Origin of the sequence: Limnohabitans sp. JirII-29 (assembly GCF_003063395.1) — a bacterium.
Taxonomy (GTDB): Bacteria; Pseudomonadota; Gammaproteobacteria; order Burkholderiales; family Burkholderiaceae_C; genus Limnohabitans.
The window spans coordinates 342,125-362,372 of sequence record NZ_NESB01000002.1; the positions used below are offsets into that span (position 1 = coordinate 342,125).

General features: G+C 60.7%; 19 protein-coding genes. 8 read left to right on the plus strand and 11 right to left on the minus strand.

What is annotated here, in order from left to right; translation table 11 throughout:
- Positions 1 to 188 precede the first annotated feature (188 nt).
- Genes ampD through B9Z39_RS04370 form a run of 3 tightly spaced genes read right to left on the minus strand, consistent with a single transcriptional unit; the run spans position 189 to position 1,835 of the window.
- Positions 189 to 794, minus strand: coding sequence for a 1,6-anhydro-N-acetylmuramyl-L-alanine amidase AmpD (gene ampD, locus B9Z39_RS04360; protein ID WP_233248914.1), 606 nt, complete (start codon positions 792 to 794; stop codon positions 189 to 191).
- A 10-nt stretch (positions 795 to 804) separates the two neighbouring features.
- The gene (locus B9Z39_RS16955; protein WP_108300836.1) at positions 805 to 1,026 is read right to left on the minus strand and encodes a PP0621 family protein; all 222 of its coding nucleotides are present in this window, start codon (positions 1,024 to 1,026) and stop codon (positions 805 to 807) included.
- Positions 1,023 to 1,835, minus strand: a complete 813-nt coding sequence (locus B9Z39_RS04370) for an inner membrane protein YpjD (RefSeq protein WP_108300837.1) — start codon at positions 1,833 to 1,835, stop codon at positions 1,023 to 1,025. Before B9Z39_RS04370 ends, B9Z39_RS16955 begins: the two co-directional genes overlap by 4 nt.
- A gap of 56 nt (positions 1,836 to 1,891) precedes the next feature.
- Here B9Z39_RS04370 and ffh point away from each other — a divergent pair, with 56 nt between their 5' ends.
- On the plus strand, positions 1,892 to 3,277 hold the full coding sequence (ffh, locus tag B9Z39_RS04375; RefSeq protein ID WP_108300838.1) for a signal recognition particle protein: 1,386 nt from the start codon (positions 1,892 to 1,894) through the stop codon (positions 3,275 to 3,277).
- 64 nt (positions 3,278 to 3,341) lie between these two features.
- Here the strand turns inward: ffh and B9Z39_RS04380 are convergent, their stop codons facing one another.
- From B9Z39_RS04380 to B9Z39_RS04390, 3 genes are read right to left on the minus strand one after another with little or no spacing between them, the layout of a single operon-like run.
- On the minus strand, positions 3,342 to 3,671 hold the full coding sequence (locus B9Z39_RS04380; RefSeq protein ID WP_108300839.1) for a 2Fe-2S iron-sulfur cluster-binding protein: 330 nt from the start codon (positions 3,669 to 3,671) through the stop codon (positions 3,342 to 3,344).
- Between the two features lie 23 nt (positions 3,672 to 3,694).
- Entirely contained in the window at positions 3,695 to 5,197 is a 1,503-nt protein-coding gene (locus tag B9Z39_RS04385; protein WP_108300840.1) for a glutamine synthetase family protein, read from the minus strand.
- Complete coding sequence (locus tag B9Z39_RS04390) at positions 5,194 to 6,594, minus strand: Rieske 2Fe-2S domain-containing protein (protein ID WP_108300841.1); 1,401 nt, start codon at positions 6,592 to 6,594, stop codon at positions 5,194 to 5,196. The genes B9Z39_RS04385 and B9Z39_RS04390 overlap by 4 nt, the downstream gene beginning before the upstream one ends.
- Positions 6,595 to 6,699: 105 nt before the next feature.
- Here B9Z39_RS04390 and B9Z39_RS04395 point away from each other — a divergent pair, with 105 nt between their 5' ends.
- Positions 6,700 to 7,101: a gamma-glutamylcyclotransferase gene (locus B9Z39_RS04395; RefSeq protein WP_108300949.1), complete on the plus strand. Its 402-nt coding sequence runs from the start codon at positions 6,700 to 6,702 to the stop codon at positions 7,099 to 7,101.
- 7 nt (positions 7,102 to 7,108) lie between these two features.
- On the opposite strand, the gene B9Z39_RS04400 is transcribed toward B9Z39_RS04395, so the two are convergent.
- From B9Z39_RS04400 to B9Z39_RS04420, 5 genes are all read right to left on the minus strand, one after another.
- The gene (locus B9Z39_RS04400; RefSeq protein WP_108300842.1) at positions 7,109 to 7,477 is read right to left on the minus strand and encodes a DUF86 domain-containing protein; all 369 of its coding nucleotides are present in this window, start codon (positions 7,475 to 7,477) and stop codon (positions 7,109 to 7,111) included.
- Positions 7,474 to 7,764 carry a nucleotidyltransferase family protein gene (locus B9Z39_RS04405; RefSeq protein ID WP_108300843.1) on the minus strand — a complete coding sequence of 97 codons (291 nt, stop codon included), beginning with the start codon at positions 7,762 to 7,764 and terminating at the stop codon, positions 7,474 to 7,476. The genes B9Z39_RS04400 and B9Z39_RS04405 overlap by 4 nt, the downstream gene beginning before the upstream one ends.
- A gap of 27 nt (positions 7,765 to 7,791) precedes the next feature.
- The gene (gene miaB / locus B9Z39_RS04410) at positions 7,792 to 9,135 is read right to left on the minus strand and encodes a tRNA (N6-isopentenyl adenosine(37)-C2)-methylthiotransferase MiaB (RefSeq protein WP_100145366.1); all 1,344 of its coding nucleotides are present in this window, start codon (positions 9,133 to 9,135) and stop codon (positions 7,792 to 7,794) included.
- Between the two features lie 199 nt (positions 9,136 to 9,334).
- On the minus strand, positions 9,335 to 11,083 hold the full coding sequence (locus tag B9Z39_RS04415; protein WP_108300844.1) for an FAD-dependent oxidoreductase: 1,749 nt from the start codon (positions 11,081 to 11,083) through the stop codon (positions 9,335 to 9,337).
- Positions 11,080 to 11,886, minus strand: a complete 807-nt coding sequence (locus B9Z39_RS04420; RefSeq protein ID WP_108300845.1) for a shikimate dehydrogenase — start codon at positions 11,884 to 11,886, stop codon at positions 11,080 to 11,082. The genes B9Z39_RS04415 and B9Z39_RS04420 overlap by 4 nt, the downstream gene beginning before the upstream one ends.
- Before the next feature lie 126 nt (positions 11,887 to 12,012).
- Between B9Z39_RS04420 and B9Z39_RS04425 the strand changes: the two genes are divergently transcribed.
- The 6 genes from B9Z39_RS04425 to B9Z39_RS04450 all read left to right on the plus strand — a co-directional run bounded on the left by B9Z39_RS04425 (position 12,013) and on the right by B9Z39_RS04450 (position 20,201).
- Positions 12,013 to 12,828, plus strand: coding sequence for an IclR family transcriptional regulator (locus tag B9Z39_RS04425; RefSeq protein WP_108300846.1), 816 nt, complete (start codon positions 12,013 to 12,015; stop codon positions 12,826 to 12,828).
- A gap of 5 nt (positions 12,829 to 12,833) precedes the next feature.
- Positions 12,834 to 15,212 carry an FAD-dependent oxidoreductase gene (locus B9Z39_RS04430; protein ID WP_108300847.1) on the plus strand — a complete coding sequence of 793 codons (2,379 nt, stop codon included), beginning with the start codon at positions 12,834 to 12,836 and terminating at the stop codon, positions 15,210 to 15,212.
- 15 nt (positions 15,213 to 15,227) lie between these two features.
- Positions 15,228 to 16,052, plus strand: coding sequence for a sugar phosphate isomerase/epimerase (locus B9Z39_RS04435; protein ID WP_108300848.1), 825 nt, complete (start codon positions 15,228 to 15,230; stop codon positions 16,050 to 16,052).
- Positions 16,053 to 16,069: 17 nt separating this feature from the next.
- Positions 16,070 to 17,230 carry an acyl-CoA dehydrogenase family protein gene (locus B9Z39_RS04440; RefSeq protein WP_108300849.1) on the plus strand — a complete coding sequence of 387 codons (1,161 nt, stop codon included), beginning with the start codon at positions 16,070 to 16,072 and terminating at the stop codon, positions 17,228 to 17,230.
- Positions 17,231 to 17,245: 15 nt separating this feature from the next.
- On the plus strand, positions 17,246 to 18,835 hold the full coding sequence (locus B9Z39_RS04445; protein ID WP_108300850.1) for an acyl CoA:acetate/3-ketoacid CoA transferase: 1,590 nt from the start codon (positions 17,246 to 17,248) through the stop codon (positions 18,833 to 18,835).
- 187 nt (positions 18,836 to 19,022) lie between these two features.
- The gene (locus tag B9Z39_RS04450) at positions 19,023 to 20,201 is read left to right on the plus strand and encodes a carbonic anhydrase family protein (RefSeq protein ID WP_158269452.1); all 1,179 of its coding nucleotides are present in this window, start codon (positions 19,023 to 19,025) and stop codon (positions 20,199 to 20,201) included.
- Positions 20,202 to 20,248: the final 47 nt, after the last annotated feature.

Here is a 20,248-nt window from a genome sequence, read left to right on the forward strand (position 1 = left end):
GTGTTGTGTCATAGCCCCAGGTACATTTTTGGCGCATGCAATCCGGGCCCAATCGGCATGCGGGTGTGCAAATGAAACGCTTGATTTATGGGCCTTTGGGGCATGTTTGACGCGCCAATGCCCATGCAGACATGGGATGTGAAATACGGTGAATCAGCAGCGCACAGCGCAGGTGCACGCGAAAGGGCTTAGGATTTTTTTTCTTCTGTCGATGAAAGAAAAATATTTTCGGGAAAACACCTGTCCGGCCAACCCAAGTACTGTTGCAAAAACCGCCACTCAAAGCCAGCACCTGGGTCTTGTTTGCGCCCAGGCGCCACGTGTTCGTGTCCCGCTATGTGTGCAATTGGATAGTGTTGTGCGATGGCTGTGGTCAGGTGCCCCAGCGTTTCGTACTGTGGTTCTTCAAAACGCTGGCCATCCAGGCCTTCGAGTTCAACCCCAATCGAGTCGTTGTTGCAATCGTCGCGTCCCCGGTAGTGCGAGCGTCCTGCATGCCAGGCCCGGTCATCACAACTGACAAACTGCACCAGGTCACCATTGCGCCGGATCAAGAAGTGGGCCGACACCTCCATGCCACGAATTTGCGCAAAGTAAGGATGGGCGTCCCAGTCCAGGGTATTGGTGAACAAGGCCTGCACTTCGGGGCCACCGTACTGCCCTGGCGGCAAGCTGATGGCATGGACCACCACCAAATCCACCTCAGCACCTGGTGGGCGTGGCCCAAAGTTGGGTGAATGGATGTGCCGGGCAAACTGGTACCAGCCTTGGCGCCACAGCGTATCAACCGTCAAGGTGTGGCCCTCAACCTTGCGCCTGCTGGCGATGTGCTTCGCTGCAATACACACCTTGCAGGCCTCGCACCGCATCGCTTTCTGGCAGGTGTACGCCACATTGGGCGCAAGTCACCATCGTTTGAGGACCAGAGGGTTGACGCGACTTTTTGGTCTCCGTGTGTTGCGGGCGTTGCTGGCGAATCCACCAGATGCCCCCCAACACCATCACCAGCAAGATCAGGTATTTCATAGGCTTCTGCCCAACACCACTTCCAGCACAAAGCGGGAACCGGCATAGCCCAGTAGCAACAAGCCAGAACCGATGTACAGCATGCGCACGGCGGTGCGGCCACGCCAGCCAAAGCGGCTGCGGCCAATCAGCAGTGCTGCAAAGGTCAGCCATGACAGCACAGAGAACACCGTTTTGTGGTTCCAGCGCCAGGCGGCTTGTTCACCATACAAGCTGTCGCCAAACAACCAGCCCGCAGCCAAGGTAGCTGTCAACAACGCAAAGCCGCCGGCGACAAAGCGAAACGTCAAGCGTTCCAGCGTCAACAGAGGCAGTCCTACGTGGGTGTCGGCGCCTAAGCGCATGTTTTTTTCGGCACGTGTCATCAGCCATGCATGCACCACCGCGGCTGCAAACAAACCATAAGACGCAATGCCCAGCGCCCAATGCAGCGGCAACCAAGGCGATGCGGCCATGTGCAAGGGCGATCCTGGAAACACAGCGGCCAACAGCACCACCACGGCCCCCAAGCCGGCCAGTGTCCAGCGGATGCGCAACTGTGGGAACCAATGCTGTTCCAACAAATAAAAGGTGAACATCAACCAAACCGTGACCGACAAAGCAGGGGCAAAACCAAAACGCGCAAAACCCTCTTGTGCGCCAAACAGCGCAAACACCAAACCGAGCCCATGCAAGACCCATGGCACGGTCAACAAGCGGTGGCTGATTGAGCTGGCGATGCGCGGACCCATCAGCGCCGTCAAGGCATAGGCCGCCGCAGTGGGCAGGCCAAGCCATAAGCTGTGAGGGACGTCGCTGGCTAAAATCATGGTGCAAGTTTAGCGTTTTGCTTGACCCATACACCAAACCCACCTTGGGGCTATTGATGGCTTCCACCCTCACCGACAAACTCTCACGCCTGGTCAAACACATCAGCGGACAGGCCCGCATCACCGAAAGCAACGTGGCCGACATGTTGCGCGAGGTGCGCATGGCCTTGCTCGAAGCCGACGTGGCCCTGCCCGTGGTGCGTGACTTCATTGCCCGCGTGAAAGAAAAAGCCCTGGGTCAAGAAGTCATTGGCTCATTGCAACCGGGCCAAGCCTTGGTCGCCATCGTCAACCAAGAGCTGGCGGCCACCATGGGCGAGGGTGTGAGCGATCTCAACTTGGCAGCACAACCGCCAGCCGTCATCCTGATGGCGGGCTTGCAGGGCGCGGGTAAAACCACCACCACTGCCAAACTCGCACGTTGGCTCATCAATCAGCGTAAAAAGAAAGTGCTCACCGTCTCGGGCGACGTGTACCGTCCAGCCGCCATCGAGCAGTTGAAAACAGTGACGGCACAAGCCGGTGCTGAGTGGTTCCCTAGCACCCCCGATCAGAAACCCGCAGACATCGCGCGTGCGGCGCTCGACTACGCGCGCAAACATTACTTTGACGTGCTACTAGTTGACACTGCTGGCCGCTTGGCCATTGACGAAGCGTTGATGCAAGAAATCAAGACCTTGCATCGCGTGCTCAACCCGGTGGAGACCTTGTTTGTGGTCGATGCCATGCAAGGTCAAGACGCCATCAACACCGCCAAAGCCTTCAAAGAGGCTTTGCCACTCACTGGCATTGTGTTGACCAAACTCGATGGTGACTCACGCGGTGGCGCGGCCTTGTCGGTGCGCCAAATCACCGGCGCGCCCATCAAATTTGCGGGTACCAGCGAAAAACTCGATGGCCTGGAACTCTTCGATGCCCAACGCCACGCAGGTCGCGTCTTGGGCATGGGTGACATCTTGGCCTTGGTCGAGCAAGTCACTGCCGGTGTCGACATGGAGGCCGCGCAAAAGCTGGCCGATAAAGTCAAGCGCGGTGACGCCTTTGACTTGAACGACTTCTTGGCCCAAATTCAGCAAATGCGATCCATGGGCGGCTTGTCGAGCTTGATGGACAAACTGCCCACACAGATGGCGGCCAAAGCCAGCGAAGTCGACATGACCCGCGCCGAGAAAGACATCGGTCGCAAGCAGGGCATCATCCACAGCATGACCGCGCTGGAGCGCCGCAAACCCGACCTCATCAAAGCCACACGCAAGCGCCGTATTGCCGCTGGTGCCGGTGTTCAAGTGCAAGACGTCAACCGCTTGCTCAAAGAGTTTGAGCAAATGCAAGACATGATGAAAAAAATGCGCGGCGGTGGCCTCATGAAGATGATGAAGCGCATGGGTGGCATGAAAGGCATGCCCGGCATGGGCGGGGGCGGCTTTCCCGGCATGCGCTAAAGCACCACACCCTCAAGCGCTGGTCTGGTGACTGCTGATGTGGCCAGCAGCACACGCTGGCCGGTCAGTACTGGCTGGCCGGCAAATCCACCTGCATCCCGTCCATCGCCTCAGTCAGCGTGATCTGACACGACAAACGGCTGTTGGCTTGGCGTGTGCAGGCGGCAAAGTCGAGCATGCCGTCTTCGTCGTCGCTCATGGCGGGCAACTGGCTCAGCCAGGGTTCGCGCACCATCACATGGCAAGTGGCGCAGGTCAGGGTGCCGCCACAGTCGGCGGCCACGCCGTCGATATCGGCTGACACAGCCGCTTTCATCAAGCTGTGCCCTGGCTTGGCCTCGATGGTGGTGCCTTGCGTGTCTTGGGCATGGTTGAAGAGGGTGATGCGAATCATAAAAATTGTCCTTGTGCGTGCTGTCAGATGCGAGCGAAATATTCTCGCCGCTGAAACTCCAAAGTGTCTTCGGCCGCTTCAAAGCGTTGCTGCTCCGCTTGCTTGATGCGGCTGTAGTAGCGCACAAACGCATCGCCAAATCCTTGCGCCATGGCCGCATCGGCTTGAAAGGCATTCAAGGCCTCGCCCAAATGGCTGGGAATGCGTGTGCGGCCTGTGTCGTCGCCGTCTGGCGTTTGATAAGGCGCTTCTGTGGCCAGCGGTGGCATGCGTTGTTGCGCCATGCCTGCCAAGCCCGCGTGAATTTGCGAGGCCATGTACAGATAGGGGTTGGCAGCGGGTTCGCCCAAACGGTTTTCAATCCGTGTGGCAGGGTCGCCCGCCTGGCCAATCACGCGCAACATGGCGCCTCGGTTGTCGCGTCCCCACACAATGGACTGTGGGGCCAGCGCATTGGGCTGAAAACGTCCGTAGCCATTGGCCGTGGGCGTGCACAGCAGCGTGCTGCCTTGGGCATGGTCCAGCAAACCCGCCAAATAGTGCGCCCCCAAGTCTGACAGCGTGTGGCGGGCGTCTTGCGCTTGGGTGTGGGGCACAGCCGCGTCGCGCATCAGCGCATTGCGGCCACTGTCAAGCTCGACCAAGGACTGGTGCAAATGCCAACCGCTGGACATGATGTGTTGAAACGGTGGGCGACACATGAAGGTCGCGTGGTAGCCCGCACGCCGCAGGGCTTGGCGCACGGCATTGCGAAACAGCACCATGTTGTCGGCAGCCGTCAGAGCGTCGGTGGCACTGAACACCGCTTCCACTTGGCTGGGCCCGAACTCAATTTCCAGCGACAACAAAGGCAGCCCCAAGCCTTGTGCGGTGCGCTGCACGATGCGCAGCGGCTCCTCACATTGGTCCATGTCGTGTTCGGACAGCAGGCGGTAGCCCGGGTGAATCATGCTCACTGCTGGCGCACGGCCTGGCCAGGCGGCCAAGTCGGGGTCAAGGTCTTTGCCGTGCGTGGCGTCTTGCAAACGGTAAATGTGAAATTCAATTTCCAGGCCGCACTTCAGCCCTAAACCCTGCTCAGCCAAACGTGCGAGTGCGCTTTGCAATTGGTAGCGGCTGTCCAGCGCCACAGGCTGTGCGTTGGGGAACCAAGGCTGGCATTGCAGCCAAGCGGTGTTGTCCACCCACGGCAAGATGTGCAGGCTGTGTGGGTCGGGCATCAGCAGCAAATTGCTCGCAAATTCAAAGCCCGGCAACTCATTGCTGATGCTGGCTTCAAACACCTTGAACGCGGTACGGTCCGAGGTGTCTTTGAGCAGCAAGGTGCTCACCATGCCCACCCCGTTGTGCAGTGCGTCAATGGCGGCTTCGGTCACCAAGGTTTTGCAGCGTGTCACGCCGTGCACATCGCACCAGGCCAAACGCACCAGCTCGATGTCGCTGGCGCGCAGCAGTTGCGTGGTGCGGGCCACCGCCGCTTGCCATGCTGGTGTGTCTAAGCCACAGCGTGTGGCAAAGCTGCTCATGCGTTCACCTGAGGATGAAGGTTTTCGGCGTCGGTGGAGACTGCGGTCAGTGCCGCAGGCCAAGGCGCGCCGGCACGCTTGGCCTCTACGGCGTGCTGCCACCACGCTTGCCAGTCGTGCGCGGGGGCAATGCCGTCCACGGTGTCGGGGCCGATGCGTTGGCTGGCCACCTCGGCTTGCGCCAAGCCAGGCGGCATCTTGCCCGCAGCCACATCGTCAATCGCTTGCAACAGCGTGCGGCGGTTGGCCATGATGGCTTTGTCGCTGGTGCCCAGGTGCTCGCGGGTGCGGTCTTGAATCGGGCCCATGCTTTCGCAGGCCCACTGGTCATGCACATTGATGTCGTTCTCGCCCATGCCTAAGTACGTGCGCGTCATTTGTTCTTGCGGGTCAAATCCCCACTGGTTGTGGCGGCCTGATTTGGGTGTGTAGTCGGGCAAATCAATCGCTTGCAAACGTTGGTTGCGCATGGCCTCTTTGTCGACCGGGCCCTCAAAACTAGTGAACACCGAATACCAATACGTGTGCGTGTCATCCACCGGCACATGCATCTGGGTGATGGTCATGGTCTCGGAGAGCGGAATCACAAACGTGTGCGGAAAAATCGCATTCGTCACCCGCACATGGGTCAAGGCCTCGGTCATCGGGCGCAAGCTGGTCAGGCGCATGCCAAACGGCATGGCCTCCACACTGATCTGGGGTTGATCGAACTCGCGCATCACCCGGGTCATCGGCCAGCGCTGCCCCTCAATCTCACCAGCGCTGGCACCGCGAAACTGTTTGCCATAGGTGTCGTCCAGCGACTCGTCGTTGAAAAACCGGTGCAAGAACGAGGCATGCGCGGGGTCCACCCCCACCTCAAATGCCTGCAACCAGTTGCACTGCCACAAACCTTTGAAAGCAAAGGTGTGGCTGTGGGGGGCGGTGAAACAGTCGAGCGCTGGAAATGGCGGGGGCGTGCTGTCTTTCGGTCCGAACCAGCCAAACAAAATGCCGCTGCGCTCCACCAACGGGTAGCTGCGTTGCTTCACATGCGCGCACAGCTTGCTGCCCGTGGGCTCGGCCGGGGTCTCGGTGCATTGGCCGGTCACATCAAATTTCCAGCCGTGAAACGGGCAGCGCAGGCCGTCACCCTCGTTGCGTGCAAACGCCAGGTCTGCGCCCCGGTGTGGGCAGTCACGGTCGAGCAAGCCAAACACGCCTTGCGCGTTTTTGAACAACACCAAGTCTTGTCCCAACACCCGTACGGCTTTCACCGGGCGAACGCCCATGCGTGGGTCGAGTGCGGGGTTGAACTCGTCCACCAGCGCCACCGGTTGCCAGTAGTGGCGCATCACATCGCCACACGGTGTGCCCGGGCCAATGCGCGTGACGCGCTCGTTGAGTTCTGCTTTCATGGCTTGCCTCTGTGTCTTGGTATGCGCTCTTTATACAACGCAGGCGCTGCGTCTTTTTTGACTTGGCACAGCCCGCGTGCACGTGGGCGACAGCACAATACGCCCATGACGTATCTGTTGTTTGTGTACGGCACCTTGTTGCCTGGCTTGTGTCGCCATGAGGTGATGCAAGGCGCGCGCCCTGTGGGCGCTGCGCAGGTGCCAGGCAGTTTGTTTGACTTGGGCGCTTACCCCGCGCTGGTGGGCGGTGCAGGCCAAGTGCATGGCCAAGTGTTTGAGGTGGACGACGTCATGCTGGCGCGCTTGGACGAGGTGGAGTCCTACCAGCCTGAACACCCCGAGCGTTGCGAATACCTGCGCGAACGTGTGGTGGTTGACCTGAGCGATGGCCGCCGCTTGCAAGCGTGGACCTATGTGTACAACCGCAGCCTAGAAGGCTGTGTGCCGATCCCGCACGGCGACTACCTGCGTTATTTGAAAGACACGGGGTACACCCCGACGTGGTGATGTGTCTTCAAGGGTTGGGGGCGTCGCGCGCTTGCTGACGCACAGCATGCAAGTGCTGCAACAACTCAGGCAGCGCTGTTTGCAAGGTGTCCCACACCACATCAAGGTTGATATCAAAGTAGCCATGAGCGATGCGGTTGCGCATGCCTCGCATGCTGCGCCATGGCACTTGCGTATGCGTCTCTGTGAACTCGGTATAGCCGTCCATCACCTTTGTTGCGGCTTCGCCAACGATGATGAGGCTCATGATGACCGCTTGCTGTGTGCGTTTGTCCTCTAGGAAATCTGCTTTCCCCATACCTTCAACAAAGATGCAAGCATCTGTCGCAGCTTGCTGCATATGGTCAAGGTAGTCGGCAAGTCGGTTCTCGCTCATACCGGCTGCGCCTGAGCAAGTACTTGAGCCCGAAACTTGGAGGGCAGGTCAGCAGGGGTCAACAAATCGACACGAATGCCCAGCAGCGATTCGAGTTCATCTTGTAGTCCGCCTAAGTCAAACAGTGTGGCACCAGGCAGTGCGTCGACCAACAGGTCCAAGTCACTGCCGTCTTGGTCAGTCCCGCTGAGCACCGAGCCGAAGATGCGCAGGTTCGCAACGCGAAAGCGGCTTGCCGCTTCATGCATGGCTTGTCGATGGCGGGCAAGTACGAGCGAGGGTCGCATAGGCACCTTTCCTGATTGATTCGCGCTTCAAACCGTTTCTTTGACCAACACCTGTCCACGCAGCGAGTGCGGGTAGGCTTCGCTGATCGTCACATCAATCATCTGTCCCAGCAAGCGTTCCGAGTTGGGGCCGCCTGCAAAGTTGACGATGCGGTTGCACTCGGTGCGGCCCATCAGCTCGGTGGCATCTTTGCGTGACCAGCCTTCCACCATGATGCGTTGGGTCGAGCCCACGCGCTGCACGTTGATGGCGCGCACGTTGTCGTCGATGATTTTTTGCACCTCTTGCAAGCGGCGCAGCTTCACGCTGTGCGGTGTGTCGTCGTGCAAATTGGCGGCCGGTGTGCCGGGACGTGGACTGAAGATGAAGCTGAACGAGTTGTCGTAATACACATCGTGCATGAGCTTGATCAGCTTTTGATGGTCTTCCTCGGTCTCACCGGGAAAGCCCACAATAAAGTCGCTGCTCATCGCCATGTCAGGGCGGATGGCGCGCAGTTTGCGCACCGTGCTCTTGTATTCCATGGCGGTGTAGCCGCGTTTCATGGCCATCAAAATGCGGTCGCTGCCGTGCTGCACGGGCAAGTGCAAATGGCTCACCAGCTTGGGCACCTTGGCGTACACATCGATCAAGCGCTGTGTGAATTCATTCGGGTGACTGGTCGTGTAGCGGATGCGCTCCACGCCTGGAATTTCAGCCACATATTCAATCAGCAGAGCAAAGTCGGCGATCTCAGCCGTGCCACCCATCACGCCCCGGTAGGCATTGACGTTTTGGCCCAGCAGCGTGATTTCTTTCACGCCTTGTGCAGCCAAGCCCGCCACTTCCACCAGCACATCGTCAAACGGGCGGCTCACCTCTTCGCCACGGGTGTAGGGCACCACGCAGTAGCTGCAATATTTGCTGCAGCCTTCCATGATGCTCACAAAGGCGCTGCCGCCTTCCACCCGTGCGGGGGGCAAGTGGTCGAACTTTTCAATCTCTGGAAAACTGATGTCCACCTGGGGCCGCATCTGCGACTCGCGCTGGTTCAACAGCTCGGGCAAGCGGTGCAGGGTTTGCGGGCCAAACACCACATCCACATAAGGCGCGCGCGCAATGATGGCGTCCCCCTCTTGGCTGGCCACGCAGCCACCCACGGCAATCTTGACGCCTTTGGCCTTGAGGTGTTGCACCCGGCCCAGGTCAGAAAACACCTTCTCTTGCGCTTTCTCGCGCACCGAGCAGGTGTTGAACACAATCAAGTCGGCCAGTTCGGGGTCGTCGGTTTTTTCGTAGCCATCGGACTGCCCAAGCACATCCGCCATCTTGTCCGAGTCGTACTCGTTCATTTGGCAACCGAAGGTTTTGATAAAGACTTTGCGGCTCATGCGTGAGCCTCCCCGAGGGGACAAGTGCAGCGTTTCATGGGGTTCATCCAGAGGCCGTTAAAGAAGACGACCATTGTAAGTGCGGCCTGCTTGCGCAGGCTTTGTGATGTGCCTCGGGCGGTCATCTTTCCATGCTCAGGCATTGCAGGGCACACGCACATGGGGCATGGCCTGCGTGCATGTTGACGTGTGATGTTGTTTACGCGCCGCGTGCGCGTGCCACCGCGTGCTCGGCGGCCAAATAGCCAAAGGTCAAGCCCGGGCCGATGGTGATGCCAGGGCCCGGATAGGCCCCGCCCATGATCGAGTGCATGTCGTTGCCACAGGCGTACAAGCCCGCAATGGGCATGCCTTGGGCGTCCAGCGCACGGCCATGCCCATCGGTGCGTAAACCCGTGGCCGCACCAATGTCACCCGGGTACAAACGCACGGCATAAAACGGCGCTTGCGTGAGCGGGCCCAAACAGGGGTTGGGGCCGTCCCAGGTGGCGTCGCCGTTGGCGCGTTGGTAATCGGTGGTGCCGCGTCCAAACGCGGTGTCTGTGCCTTGGCTTGCCATGGCATTGAATTCGCGCACCGTGGCTTCCAGCGTGCCTGGGTTCATGCCGAGTTTTTGTGCCAACTCGCTCAAGCTGTGGGCTTGCGTCAAATACCCATCGGCCAAGAACGGTGCCAGGCCACCACCACCTGGGCGCACCATGCCCATGCCATAGCGCTTCAAGGCTGCGGCGTCGGCCAGCAACCAGGCTGGCACGCTGGGCGCGTGTGGGTGGGCTTGCTGCATGGCCATGCCAAACAGGTGGTACGAGGTGGATTCGTTCACAAATCGCTCGCCCGCTTGGTTCACCGTCACCATGCCAGGCTTGCCTCGGTCCATCACAAAGTGGGGAAACACGGCGGTGCTGCCATCGGCGCGTTGGCGCGTCGACACCGGGGCCCAAAACGCATGGCTCATGCCGCCCGTGCCAAAGCACGCACCCGCAGCCAATGCCAAGTCTTGCGCCGAGCCGGTGTGGCCCGGTGCACCGGGGCACCAACGCACATCGGCACCGGGCAACATTTCGCCGCGTTTTTGCGGATGTCGGTTGAAGCCACCACTGGCCATCACCACACCGCCCCTCACGCGCACCGTGCGTTGCACATCGCCTTGGCGCAGCACCACCGCTTGCACGGCATCGCCTTCTTTGACCAAGCGTTCCACCTGGGTGTTTGTCACGATCGTCACCCCGCGTTGCAGCAGCGAATACAGCAGCCGTGCGATCAAGGCGTTGCCCATCACCAAGCGTGTGCCACGTCCCCACAGCAGTTTGTCCAACGCGTGGCGCACGATGATGCGGGTGGCGTATTTGAACGATGTCCACGACTGGCCAAGTTTGAGCAAGTGGCCAATGTCGTCGCGGTCCACCATCATGCCGCCGAGCACGGTGAATTCAGGAATCGGCGGGCGAATCAGCTTCAAGGCCGCGCCTAAGCGGCGTCCGTCAAACGGCATGGGTTCAATCGCGCGGCCGCGCAACACCGAGCCCTCCAACTCCGACAGATAGTCCGGGTGCAGTGTGCGCACTTGGTACTGCACCTCGGTGTGGGCCTCTAAGGTAGCCACGGCTTTCGCGCCATGGTCCACAAAGGCGTTGCGCAGGGCCGCGTCGGCCTTGTCGCCCACCGCATGGTTCAAAAAGGTTTTGGCACGTTCAAGCGTGTCGCCAGGCTCCACGGCCAAGCCCTTGGCGGTGCCAGGAACCCAGCTGGTGCCGGCCGACAACGCGGTGGTGCCGCCCACGTACTCGGTGCTTTCCACCAACAGCACGCGTGCGCCTTGGAGCGCCGCAAACAGGGCCGATGACATGCCCGCCCCGCCAGCACCGATGACCAGCACATCCACGCTGGCGTCCTCGCTGAGTTGGTCGAGCTGGGTGTTGGGTGGGGTGCTAGGAGACCAGGTACTCATGGTGTGGGTGTGCTTTCCAACAAAAATTGCACCATCAAATCGCGCACTTGCGCAAACATGTCAGCACCCGTCAGGGTGCGGCAGCCCAAGGCGCGTGCGGCGTCAATGAGCGGCGTCACGGCCGGGGCGGTGATCACACAGCCCACCAACGTGTCGCGACTGAGGCCTTGCACATCCAGGGGCAAGGGGTCGGTACTTGCCATGCCGATGGGCGTGGCGTTGATGGCGATGTCAAAGCCCGCCGGATCGGGGCTGCCTGCTGTCACATGGGCTGTTCCCAAGCTGGCCAGGCGTGCCACCAAGGTGTCGCGCCTCTTGGTGTCGGGGTCGTGGATGGCCAGTTCGCGCACACCCGCCATCACCAAAGCATGGGCAATGGCCGATCCAGCGCCTCCTGCGCCCACCAGCAAAGCCTTTTGGCCCTCGGGCGCGCAGCCTTTCAAGCGCATCGCTTGCACATAGCCCAGGCCATCGAACATGTCGCCGTGCCAACTGCCGTCGGCAAGGCGGCGCATGGTGTTCACGGTTTTCAAAAACTCGGCACGCGGCGAGGCCGTGGTGCACAGGCTGTAGCAGTCAAACTTGTGTGGCACCGTCACGATCACGCCATCCACATTGCGTGACTTGGACACACCGTCCAGCCAAGCCGGCAAATCGGCGGTGGCCACATGGGCTGGCACGCACACCGCATCGCGACCGGCTTGCTCAAACGCCTGGGTCACGCCGAAGGGCGATTTGACTTGGGCAATCGGGTCACCCACGATGAAGTACACCCGGGTGGCACCACTGAAGTTGTCGAGCATGTCTGAACTCAAAAATTAGAAACAGCCTGATCATAGTTAAAAGTGGAATACCATTCAACTATTGAATTTAATTCTGAAAATAGCTAGACTGCCCGCCAATCCCCACCCCAGAACGGTTGCACAACGATGAACGGTGTCCTCGAACGAACCCTCGGCTTGCTGGAGCTGCTCAGCGCCCATGGCGAAGGCATGGAGCTGGCGGCCATGGCCGACCAGCTCAATATCCCGCGCAGCGCGGTGCACCGCTTGCTGGCCGATCTGATCCGCTGTGGCTATGTGCGCCAAACCCGCGACCACGGCGACTACGTGCTCACCACCAAGCTGGTGTCGATGGGTCTGAGCTTTTTGAGCAACACCGGCATCGTCGACGTGGCCCAGCCCCTGCTCGACCGCTTGGCCGAGATTTCGGGTGAGTTGGTGCGTTTGTCGGTGGTCGACGGCGAGCGGCTGACCTGGGTGGCCCGTGCCCAAGGTGCGCGTCAAGGCCTGCGTTACGACCCCGACATGGGCAACGACGCCCGCTTGAGCTGTTCGGCCTCGGGCTTGGCCTGGCTCATGGCGCTGCCAGACGACGCGGCTTTGGCCTTGGTCTCCAAGCAAGGCTTGGGGATGCCCGACGACTACGGCCCCAACGCGCCCACCAGCTTGCACGCTGTGTTGGAAGCGCTGCACGCGGCACGCGCACGTGGCTACAGCCTGACGCAAGAAACCTTCACCGCGGGCTTGAACGCCATGGCCGCGCCCGTGTGCCTGAACGGCCAGCCGCCCATGGGCATCTTGACCATCGCGGGTCCCACGGTGCGCTTCACCGAAGCGCGCATGCTGGCTTTGGGGGACGAGCTGCAATCGTTCGCGGCGCAATTGGCCGCGGCCAGTGGGGCGTCGCCCTTCTTCAACCAACGGGCTTCGGCGAAAGATCGCCAACCGATCTACGCCCCTTGAGCCCCATGTCGTGCGCACAGCCCTTCGCAGAGGCGAGCTCCAGCTGTGACCTGTTGGTCGTGGGCTCGGGTGCGGGCGCGCTGTCTGCCGCTGTGACGGCGGCGCATTTGGGGCTCAAAGTCATCGTGGTCGAGAAAGACCCGCAGTTCGGCGGCACCACCGCTTGGTCGGGTGGCTGGATGTGGATTCCAAGCAACCCTCTGGCGCTGGCCGCTGGCATCGCCGAGCCTTTGGAAAAACCGCTGTCCTACCTGCGCCATGAACTGGGCGCGCAGTTTGACGAGGCGCGTGCCTTGGCCTTTTTGACCCAGGCCCCGAACATGGTGCGTTTCTTTCAGCAGCACACCGCCTTGCAGTTTGTCGATGGCAACAGCATTCCCGACTTCCATGGCCGCAGCCCCGACGCGGCCACCGGTGGCCGCTCGGTGTGTGCCGCGCCCTTTGATGGGCGTGCGCTGGGTGAGCACATCGCGCAACTCAAACCCCCGTTGTATGAGACCACGCTGTGGGGCATGGGCATTGCGTCGGGCGCTGACCTGCGGCATTTCTTCAACAGCCTGCGCAGTTGGTCCTCATTCGCCCACGTCACCCGCCGCGTTGTGCGCCATGTCCGTGACCTGCTCTGGCATGGCCGGGGCATGCAGTTGGTCAACGGCAACGCCTTGATCGCTGCCTTGGCCAAGTCGGCGCTCGATGCAGGCGTAGACCTGCGCGTCAACAGCCCTGCGGTGCGTTTGCTCACGCAAGGGCAGGGCGACGCTGTCCGTGTGTGCGGCGCCGTGGTGCGCACGCCGCAAGGCGAGCAGCGGGTGCACGCGCGACGCGGGGTGGTGTTGGCCACGGGCGGCTTTCCCCACGACCCTGAACGCAAACGCGCCTTGTTGCCACACGATCCGCAAGGCGACGCGCATTTCTCAGCCGCCTCGCGTGGCAACACCGGCGACGGTTTGCGCTTGGGCGAAACCGCGGGTGGCGTGGTGGCCCAGGACTTGCGCCAAGCGGCGGCCCTGGCACCGGTGTCCCTCGTGCCCCAGGCAGATGGCAGCGTCACCCACTTTCCACATTTGATTGAACGTGCCAAGCCCGGGCTGATGGCGGTCACGCGCTTGGGCCAACGTTTTACCAACGAGGCCGACGCGTACCACGACTTCATGCAAAGTCTGATTCAGGCTTTGCCAGCGGGCGAGCCTGTGCAAGCGTGGCTGCTGTGTGACCACCGCTTCATCCGCCGCTGGGGCTTGGGCGCAGTCAAACCGGCTCCTATGCCGTTGGCTAAGTGGTTGGCCAATGGCTACTTGCAACGCGGTGCCACCTTGCAAGAACTGGCCGAGCGTTGTGGCATTCAGGCCGATACCTTGCAAGCCACTGTGGCGCGCTACAACGTGATGGCCCACACCGGCAGCGACGCCGAGTTTGGCAAAGGTGAAACGCCCTACAACCGCATCCAGGGCGACGCCACGCACACTGGCCCCAACCCCTGCATGGCACCGCTGCAACAGGGGCCTTTCTACGCCGTGCGCGTGGTGGCGGGCAGTCTGGGCACCTTTGCCGGCTTGCGTTGCAACGCACACGCCCAGGTGCTCAACGCCCAAGGCCAAGCCATTGCGGGCTTGTATGCCGGCGGCAACGACATGAACAGCATCATGGGCGGCCACTACCCCAGTGGCGGCATCACCCTCGGCCCCGCCATGACCTTTGGCTACATCGCCGCCCACCACGCGGCGGCCCAACCGCTTCACCACACATTTTTCAAAAGGACCTCCATGTATTACGAACTCGCCACCCTGACCCTGCCGTTTGGCACTGCGGCCCAAGCTGCTAAAAATGTCGAAACCTTTGCCGCCCAAGGGCAGGGCGAGTTGTTGGGCTGCTGGTTCACCGACATCGGCACCTTGAACCAAATGGTGGTGCTGCGTGGTTTTCATGACTTGGCCAGTTTGCAGGCCGAGCGCGAGCGCACCCAGCTCAATGCCAGCCCCTTTGGCTGTGGCGACATTTTTCAATCGTTGGAGCAACACAGCTACCAGGGCTTCCCATGGATGAAGCCGGTGCGCCCCAGCGCCGAGAGCGGCATTCATGGCCCGGTGTATGAAATTCGCACCTACGGCATCAAGCCGGGTGGTGTGCAACCCACCATCGACTTGTGGGAGCAAGCCGTGCCCGCGCGCGACAAACTCTCGCCCTGCGTGGTGGCCATGGTGGCTTTGGATGGTCCGCTGCGCTTCACCAATATCTGGGCCTACCCCTCGCTGGATGCTCGCTCCAAAGCCCGCGCCGATTCGGTGGCCCAAGGCATTTGGCCACCTAAGGGCGGGCCTGCATGGCTGACCACCGCCATGACCTCGGCCATTGCCATGCCTACGGCGGTATCGCCTTTGAAATAAACCTGAGGGCTTGCCATGTCACGCATCTATTCACAGGCCTACCTCACGGCCGAGGCTTCCACCGCACCCGACGCCATTGCCCATGCTGGGCAGTTGGGCTACCACTTCGTGGGCTTGCGCTTGTTGCCCAACGCACCGGGCGGTCCACACCAGCGTTTGCTGGGTGACAAAGCTGTGTTGCGCGAATGCCAGGCGCGCTTGGCCGACAGCGGCGTGGGCGTGTTTGATTTAGAGATCATCCGCATCGGCCCTGGGTTTGACCCCAACCATTACCTGCCCTTGCTCGAAGTGGGTGCCGAGTTGAAAGCGCGTGCGGTGTTGGTCGCCGGTGACGACCCCGACTTGAACCGCTTGAGCGACCACTACGCCCAGTTGTGCGCGCTCATGCAGCCTTACGGCATGACGGCCGATTTGGAGTTCATGCCCTGGACGGCGGTGCGTCACGCCCGCGAAGCCTTGCAGGTGGTCACCGCCGCAGGGCGCCCGTCCAACGCGGGCATCTTGGTGGACGCGCTGCATGTGGCCCGCTCCGACACCTCCTTGGCCGACATTGCCGCGCTGCCGCGCGAGCTGCTGCACTACGCCCAAATTTGCGACGCCCCCACCACCAACGCCCAGGGCAGCACCGACTTGAGTGTGGACGACATGATCCACACCGCCCGCTGCGAGCGCTGGCTGCCCGGTGAAGGGGCGATTGATTTGCGCGCTCTGTTTCAGGCCTTGCCGCCAGACCTGCCCATCAGCGTGGAAGTGCCCCACCACGTGCGTGCCCGCGCGGTGGGCGACTTGGCCTGGTCAGGCCAAGCCTTGGCGGCCAGCCGCGCCTTGCTCGACCTTTGATTTGATCTGGAGACCCCATGGATTTCGCCCTCAACGACGAACAAAAAATGATGATCGACACCCTCCGTCGCTTCATCGCCGAAGAACTGCACCCGCTCGAACAGCAGGTGGAAGACCAGGGCTTTCTGGCGCCCGAGGTGGCCCAAGCCATCCACGCCAAAAGCAAGGCCCTGGGGCTGTATGCCCTCAACATGCCCGAGCACTTGGGCGGCGGTGGTTTGAGCGCGGTGGACCGCATGCTGTGCGAAGAACAGTTTGGCCACACCAGCGACATCTTGATTCGCCGTGCCTTTGGCAATGTGTACGAAGCCCTGCTGGCCTGTGAGGGCGAGCAGGTTGAGCGCTGGCTCACCCCTTGTGTGCGCGGCGAGCGGGTGTGCGCCATTGCCATCACCGAGCCTGGTGCAGGCTCGGACGCCCAGGGCATCAAAACCCGAGCCGAGAAAACAGCCACCGGTTGGGTGCTCAACGGCGCCAAGCACTTCATCAGCGATGGCGAGGTGTCCGACTTTTTTCTGGTCTCGGCCAAAACCGGCGACAAAGAAATCTCGCTCTTCGCGGTGGACAAAGGCCTGCCAGGTTTCACCGTGGGCAAAGACCAAAAAATGATGGGCTTGCGCGGCACACCGCACATGGAACTGTGGTTTGACAACGTGCCCTTGGAACCCATCGCCATGCTGGGCCAGCAAGGCCAGGGCTTCAAGATGGCCATGGGCGTGTTGGGCCAGGTGCGCTTGGCGCAAGTGGGGGCGCGTGCGGTGGGCAAAGCCAGCCACGTGCTGTCGCTGATGGTCGACTACGCCAAGCAGCGCAAACAGTTTGGCCAAGCCATTGGCGACTTCCAGATGGTGCAGCAGATGCTGGCCGACAGCGTGATCGAGATCAACGCGGCGCGCTGGATGGTGTTGCACGCCGCTTGGATGTTGGACCAAAAAATGGACGCGCGCGACCACATCGCCATGGTCAAGGTGCACGCGGCAGAAACTTTGGGCCGTGTGGTGGACCGCGCGGTGCAGGTGTTTGGTGGCATGGGCTTTTGCAAGGAACTGCCGATTGAGCGTTATTACCGCGACGCACGCATTTACCGCATCTTTGACGGCACCAGCGAAATTCACCGCACCGTCATTGCCAAACGCGTCATGAAACAAGGCGACGCCTTGTTTGAATTGAACAAATAAGCAAAGGCACACAGCATGAGCAAGTTCATGTCGGCCGCCGACGCGGTGGCTTTGATTCGCGACGGCGACACCGTGGGCCTGATGGGCGGTGGTGGCGGCTTGATGGAGGCCAGCTGTTTGTTTGAAGCGGTGCAAGCACGCTATCTGCACACCCAACATCCCCAACGCCTGACCGTCATCCACGCCTTGGGCATTGGCGACAAACACACCAAAGGCATGAACTGCTTTGCCCACGAGGGCTTGGTCCAGCGCGTGGTGGGCGGGCACTGGGTGTGGTCACCCGCCATGCAACAACTGGCCGAGGCCGAAAAGATCGAGGCCTACATCTTGCCCGGTGGCGTGTCGTCGCAACTGCTGCGCGAAATCGGCGCGGGTCGCCCCGGCTTGTTCACCCACGTGGGTTTGGGCACCGTGTGTGACCCACGCTTGGGCGGCGGCAAGATGAACGCTAGCGCCCAAGAAGACCTGAGCGAAGTGGTGCAGATGGATGGGCGCGAGTACCTGCGCTACAAACCCTTTCCCATCCATGTGGCCTTGGTGCGCGCCAGTGCAGCCGACGAAGACGGCAACATCAGCTTCGAGCACGAGGCGGCCAACCTAGATTCGCAGTCTTTGGCCTTGGCCGCACGCAACAGCGGTGGCAAAGTCATTGTGCAAGTCAAAGAACGCTTGCCACGCGGTGCCCTCAAAGCGCGTGAGGTGCGCATCCCGGCGGCCTGGGTCGATGCCATCGTGGTCGACCCGGACCAGCGCACCAGCTACGGCATACCTTTCGACCCCGCGCTAAGTGGCGAGCTGCACGGCCAGGCCCGCTTGAGCAGCGAAGCGGCCGACCAAGCCGCTGAACAAGCGCAAGCGGCCAAGCAGTTCAGCGAACGCCAAGCCATTGCGCGCCGTGCGGCGCTGGAACTCTTCAACACTGACAAAGAACGTCCGGTGGTCAATTACGGTGTGGGCGTGCCCGACGCCGTGGCCAAGCTGCTGTCGGCACGCGGCGAGATGCACAGCATCTACCAAACCATTGAACACGGCACCTACGGCGGCACCTTGCTCGACGGCGTGCTGTTTGGCTATGCCCGCAACGCCAGCGCCATGCTCGACGCAGCCACCCAGTTCGACTTTTACGCCGGGGGCGGTTTGGACATTGCCTTCTTGGGCTTTGGCGAGTTCGATGCCCAGGGCAACGTCAACGTGTCGCGCTTAGGGGGCTTGACGGTGGGGCCGGGCGGCTTCATCGACATCGCGCAAAACGCGCGCAAGGTGGTGTTTTGCGGCACCTTGGCCGCCAAGGGCGTGCGCTTGCAAACGGGTGATGGGCAGATGCGTGTGCTGCAACAAGGGGCGGTGAAAAAACTGGTGCCGCAGGTGGAGCAAATCACCTTCAGCGGTGCACAGTCGTTGTTGCGTGGACAGCAGGTGCTGTATTTGACCGAGCGTGCCAGTTTCAGATTGACGCCGCAAGGCGTGGAGTTATTTGAAATTGCACCGGGCATCGACCTGCAACGTGATGTGCTCGACCAAATGGGTTTTGTGCCTCAGCTTGCGCCACGTGTGGGCGTGATGGCGGCTGAGCACTTCTTGTCAGCCCCGTCCAGTCAAGGTTAATTCAAAAGGTATCACAGAGAACCAGCGGCAATAATGCGCCGCTGCAAGAAGCCATTAAAGCTTCCGCTACACCGTGCCGATACCAGCTCACCTGCCCAATGTGGATGCGCGCTGCGTGTTTGCGAAGGGCGCTTCATCGGATGCACCCACTCAAAAGTGAATGGCTATGAAAAAATATTTACGCTTAATGGTTGAAGTTGTCTTGGGTCTGCTGCTGGCAGGCGCCTTGGCTTTTGGTTACTGGAGCTACACCGGTAAAACCCACGCCATGCATGAGTTGACTGATGCCAGCGAAGGCATGAGCGAAGCCCAAGAAGAACTCGACAAGCTCACCAAAGAACTGGCCGAAGCCAAAGAAAAGGTCGACGAGTTAGAGCCAGCAGCCAAAGAATTGGCAGCCGTCAAAGACTCGTTTGCCAACGGTGTGGTGTTGCAAGACTACGAAGCGTTCATCAAGGCGCAAAAAGGTCAAATCATCAGCGAGCGTCAGTTGGGCTTGGGCGCTTTGCGCTTGTTGACCAAGGGCGCGCAAGACCCCGAGACCGTCAGCGCCTTCCAAAAAGCGTTGGAGATGGCCGAATGGTCGTCACGCCTGAAGTCGATTTGCGCCGCGCAAAACGCCTTGGCCGCTGCGGGCCAAAAAGTCAAAGTATTGGCTGATTGCGCCGCTGAAAAAGAAGCGGGTCACGGCAAAAAAGGTGGCCATGCTGTGCATTGGGACTACGCCGGTGAAATGGGTCCTGAGAATTGGGGTGATGAATTTCCGACCTGTGGCAAAGGCCTGAAGCAGTCGCCGTTGAACATCACCGGTCCGTTCGAGAAATCGAAAGACACCTTGGTGGTGAACTACAAAGAAGGTCCGTTGAAGATTTTGAACAACGGTCACACCATCCAAGTCAACGTGGAGCCAGGCAGCACCCTCAAGATCAACAAAGACGTCTACAACCTGTTGCAATTTCACTTCCATCGCCCCAGCGAAGAACAAATTGACGGCAAGCCCATGGCCATGGTGGCGCACTTTGTGCACAAAAATGCCGAAGGCAAGCTGGCTGTGTTGGGTGTGTTGCTCAACGAAGGCAAAGACAACGAGGCCATCAAAGTGCTGTGGGACAACGCACCCAAGAGCGAAGGCCCAGAGGTGATGCCTGAAAAGGTCAAGTTCAACCCCACCAGCTTGGTACCAGCCGCCCTCACGCACTACAGCTATGAAGGCTCGCTGACCACACCGCCTTGTACTGAAGGTGTGAACTTCTACATCCTTAAAACCACGGTGGACATCGCCAAGAAGCAAGTGGCCGACTTCCCCTTCAAGCGCAATGCACGTCCTGTGCAGCCTTTGAACGGACGCAAGATCAACGCCAACTGAGCCCGACGTTGCCCCTCGAAAAACGCCTGCTGATGCAGGCGTTTTTT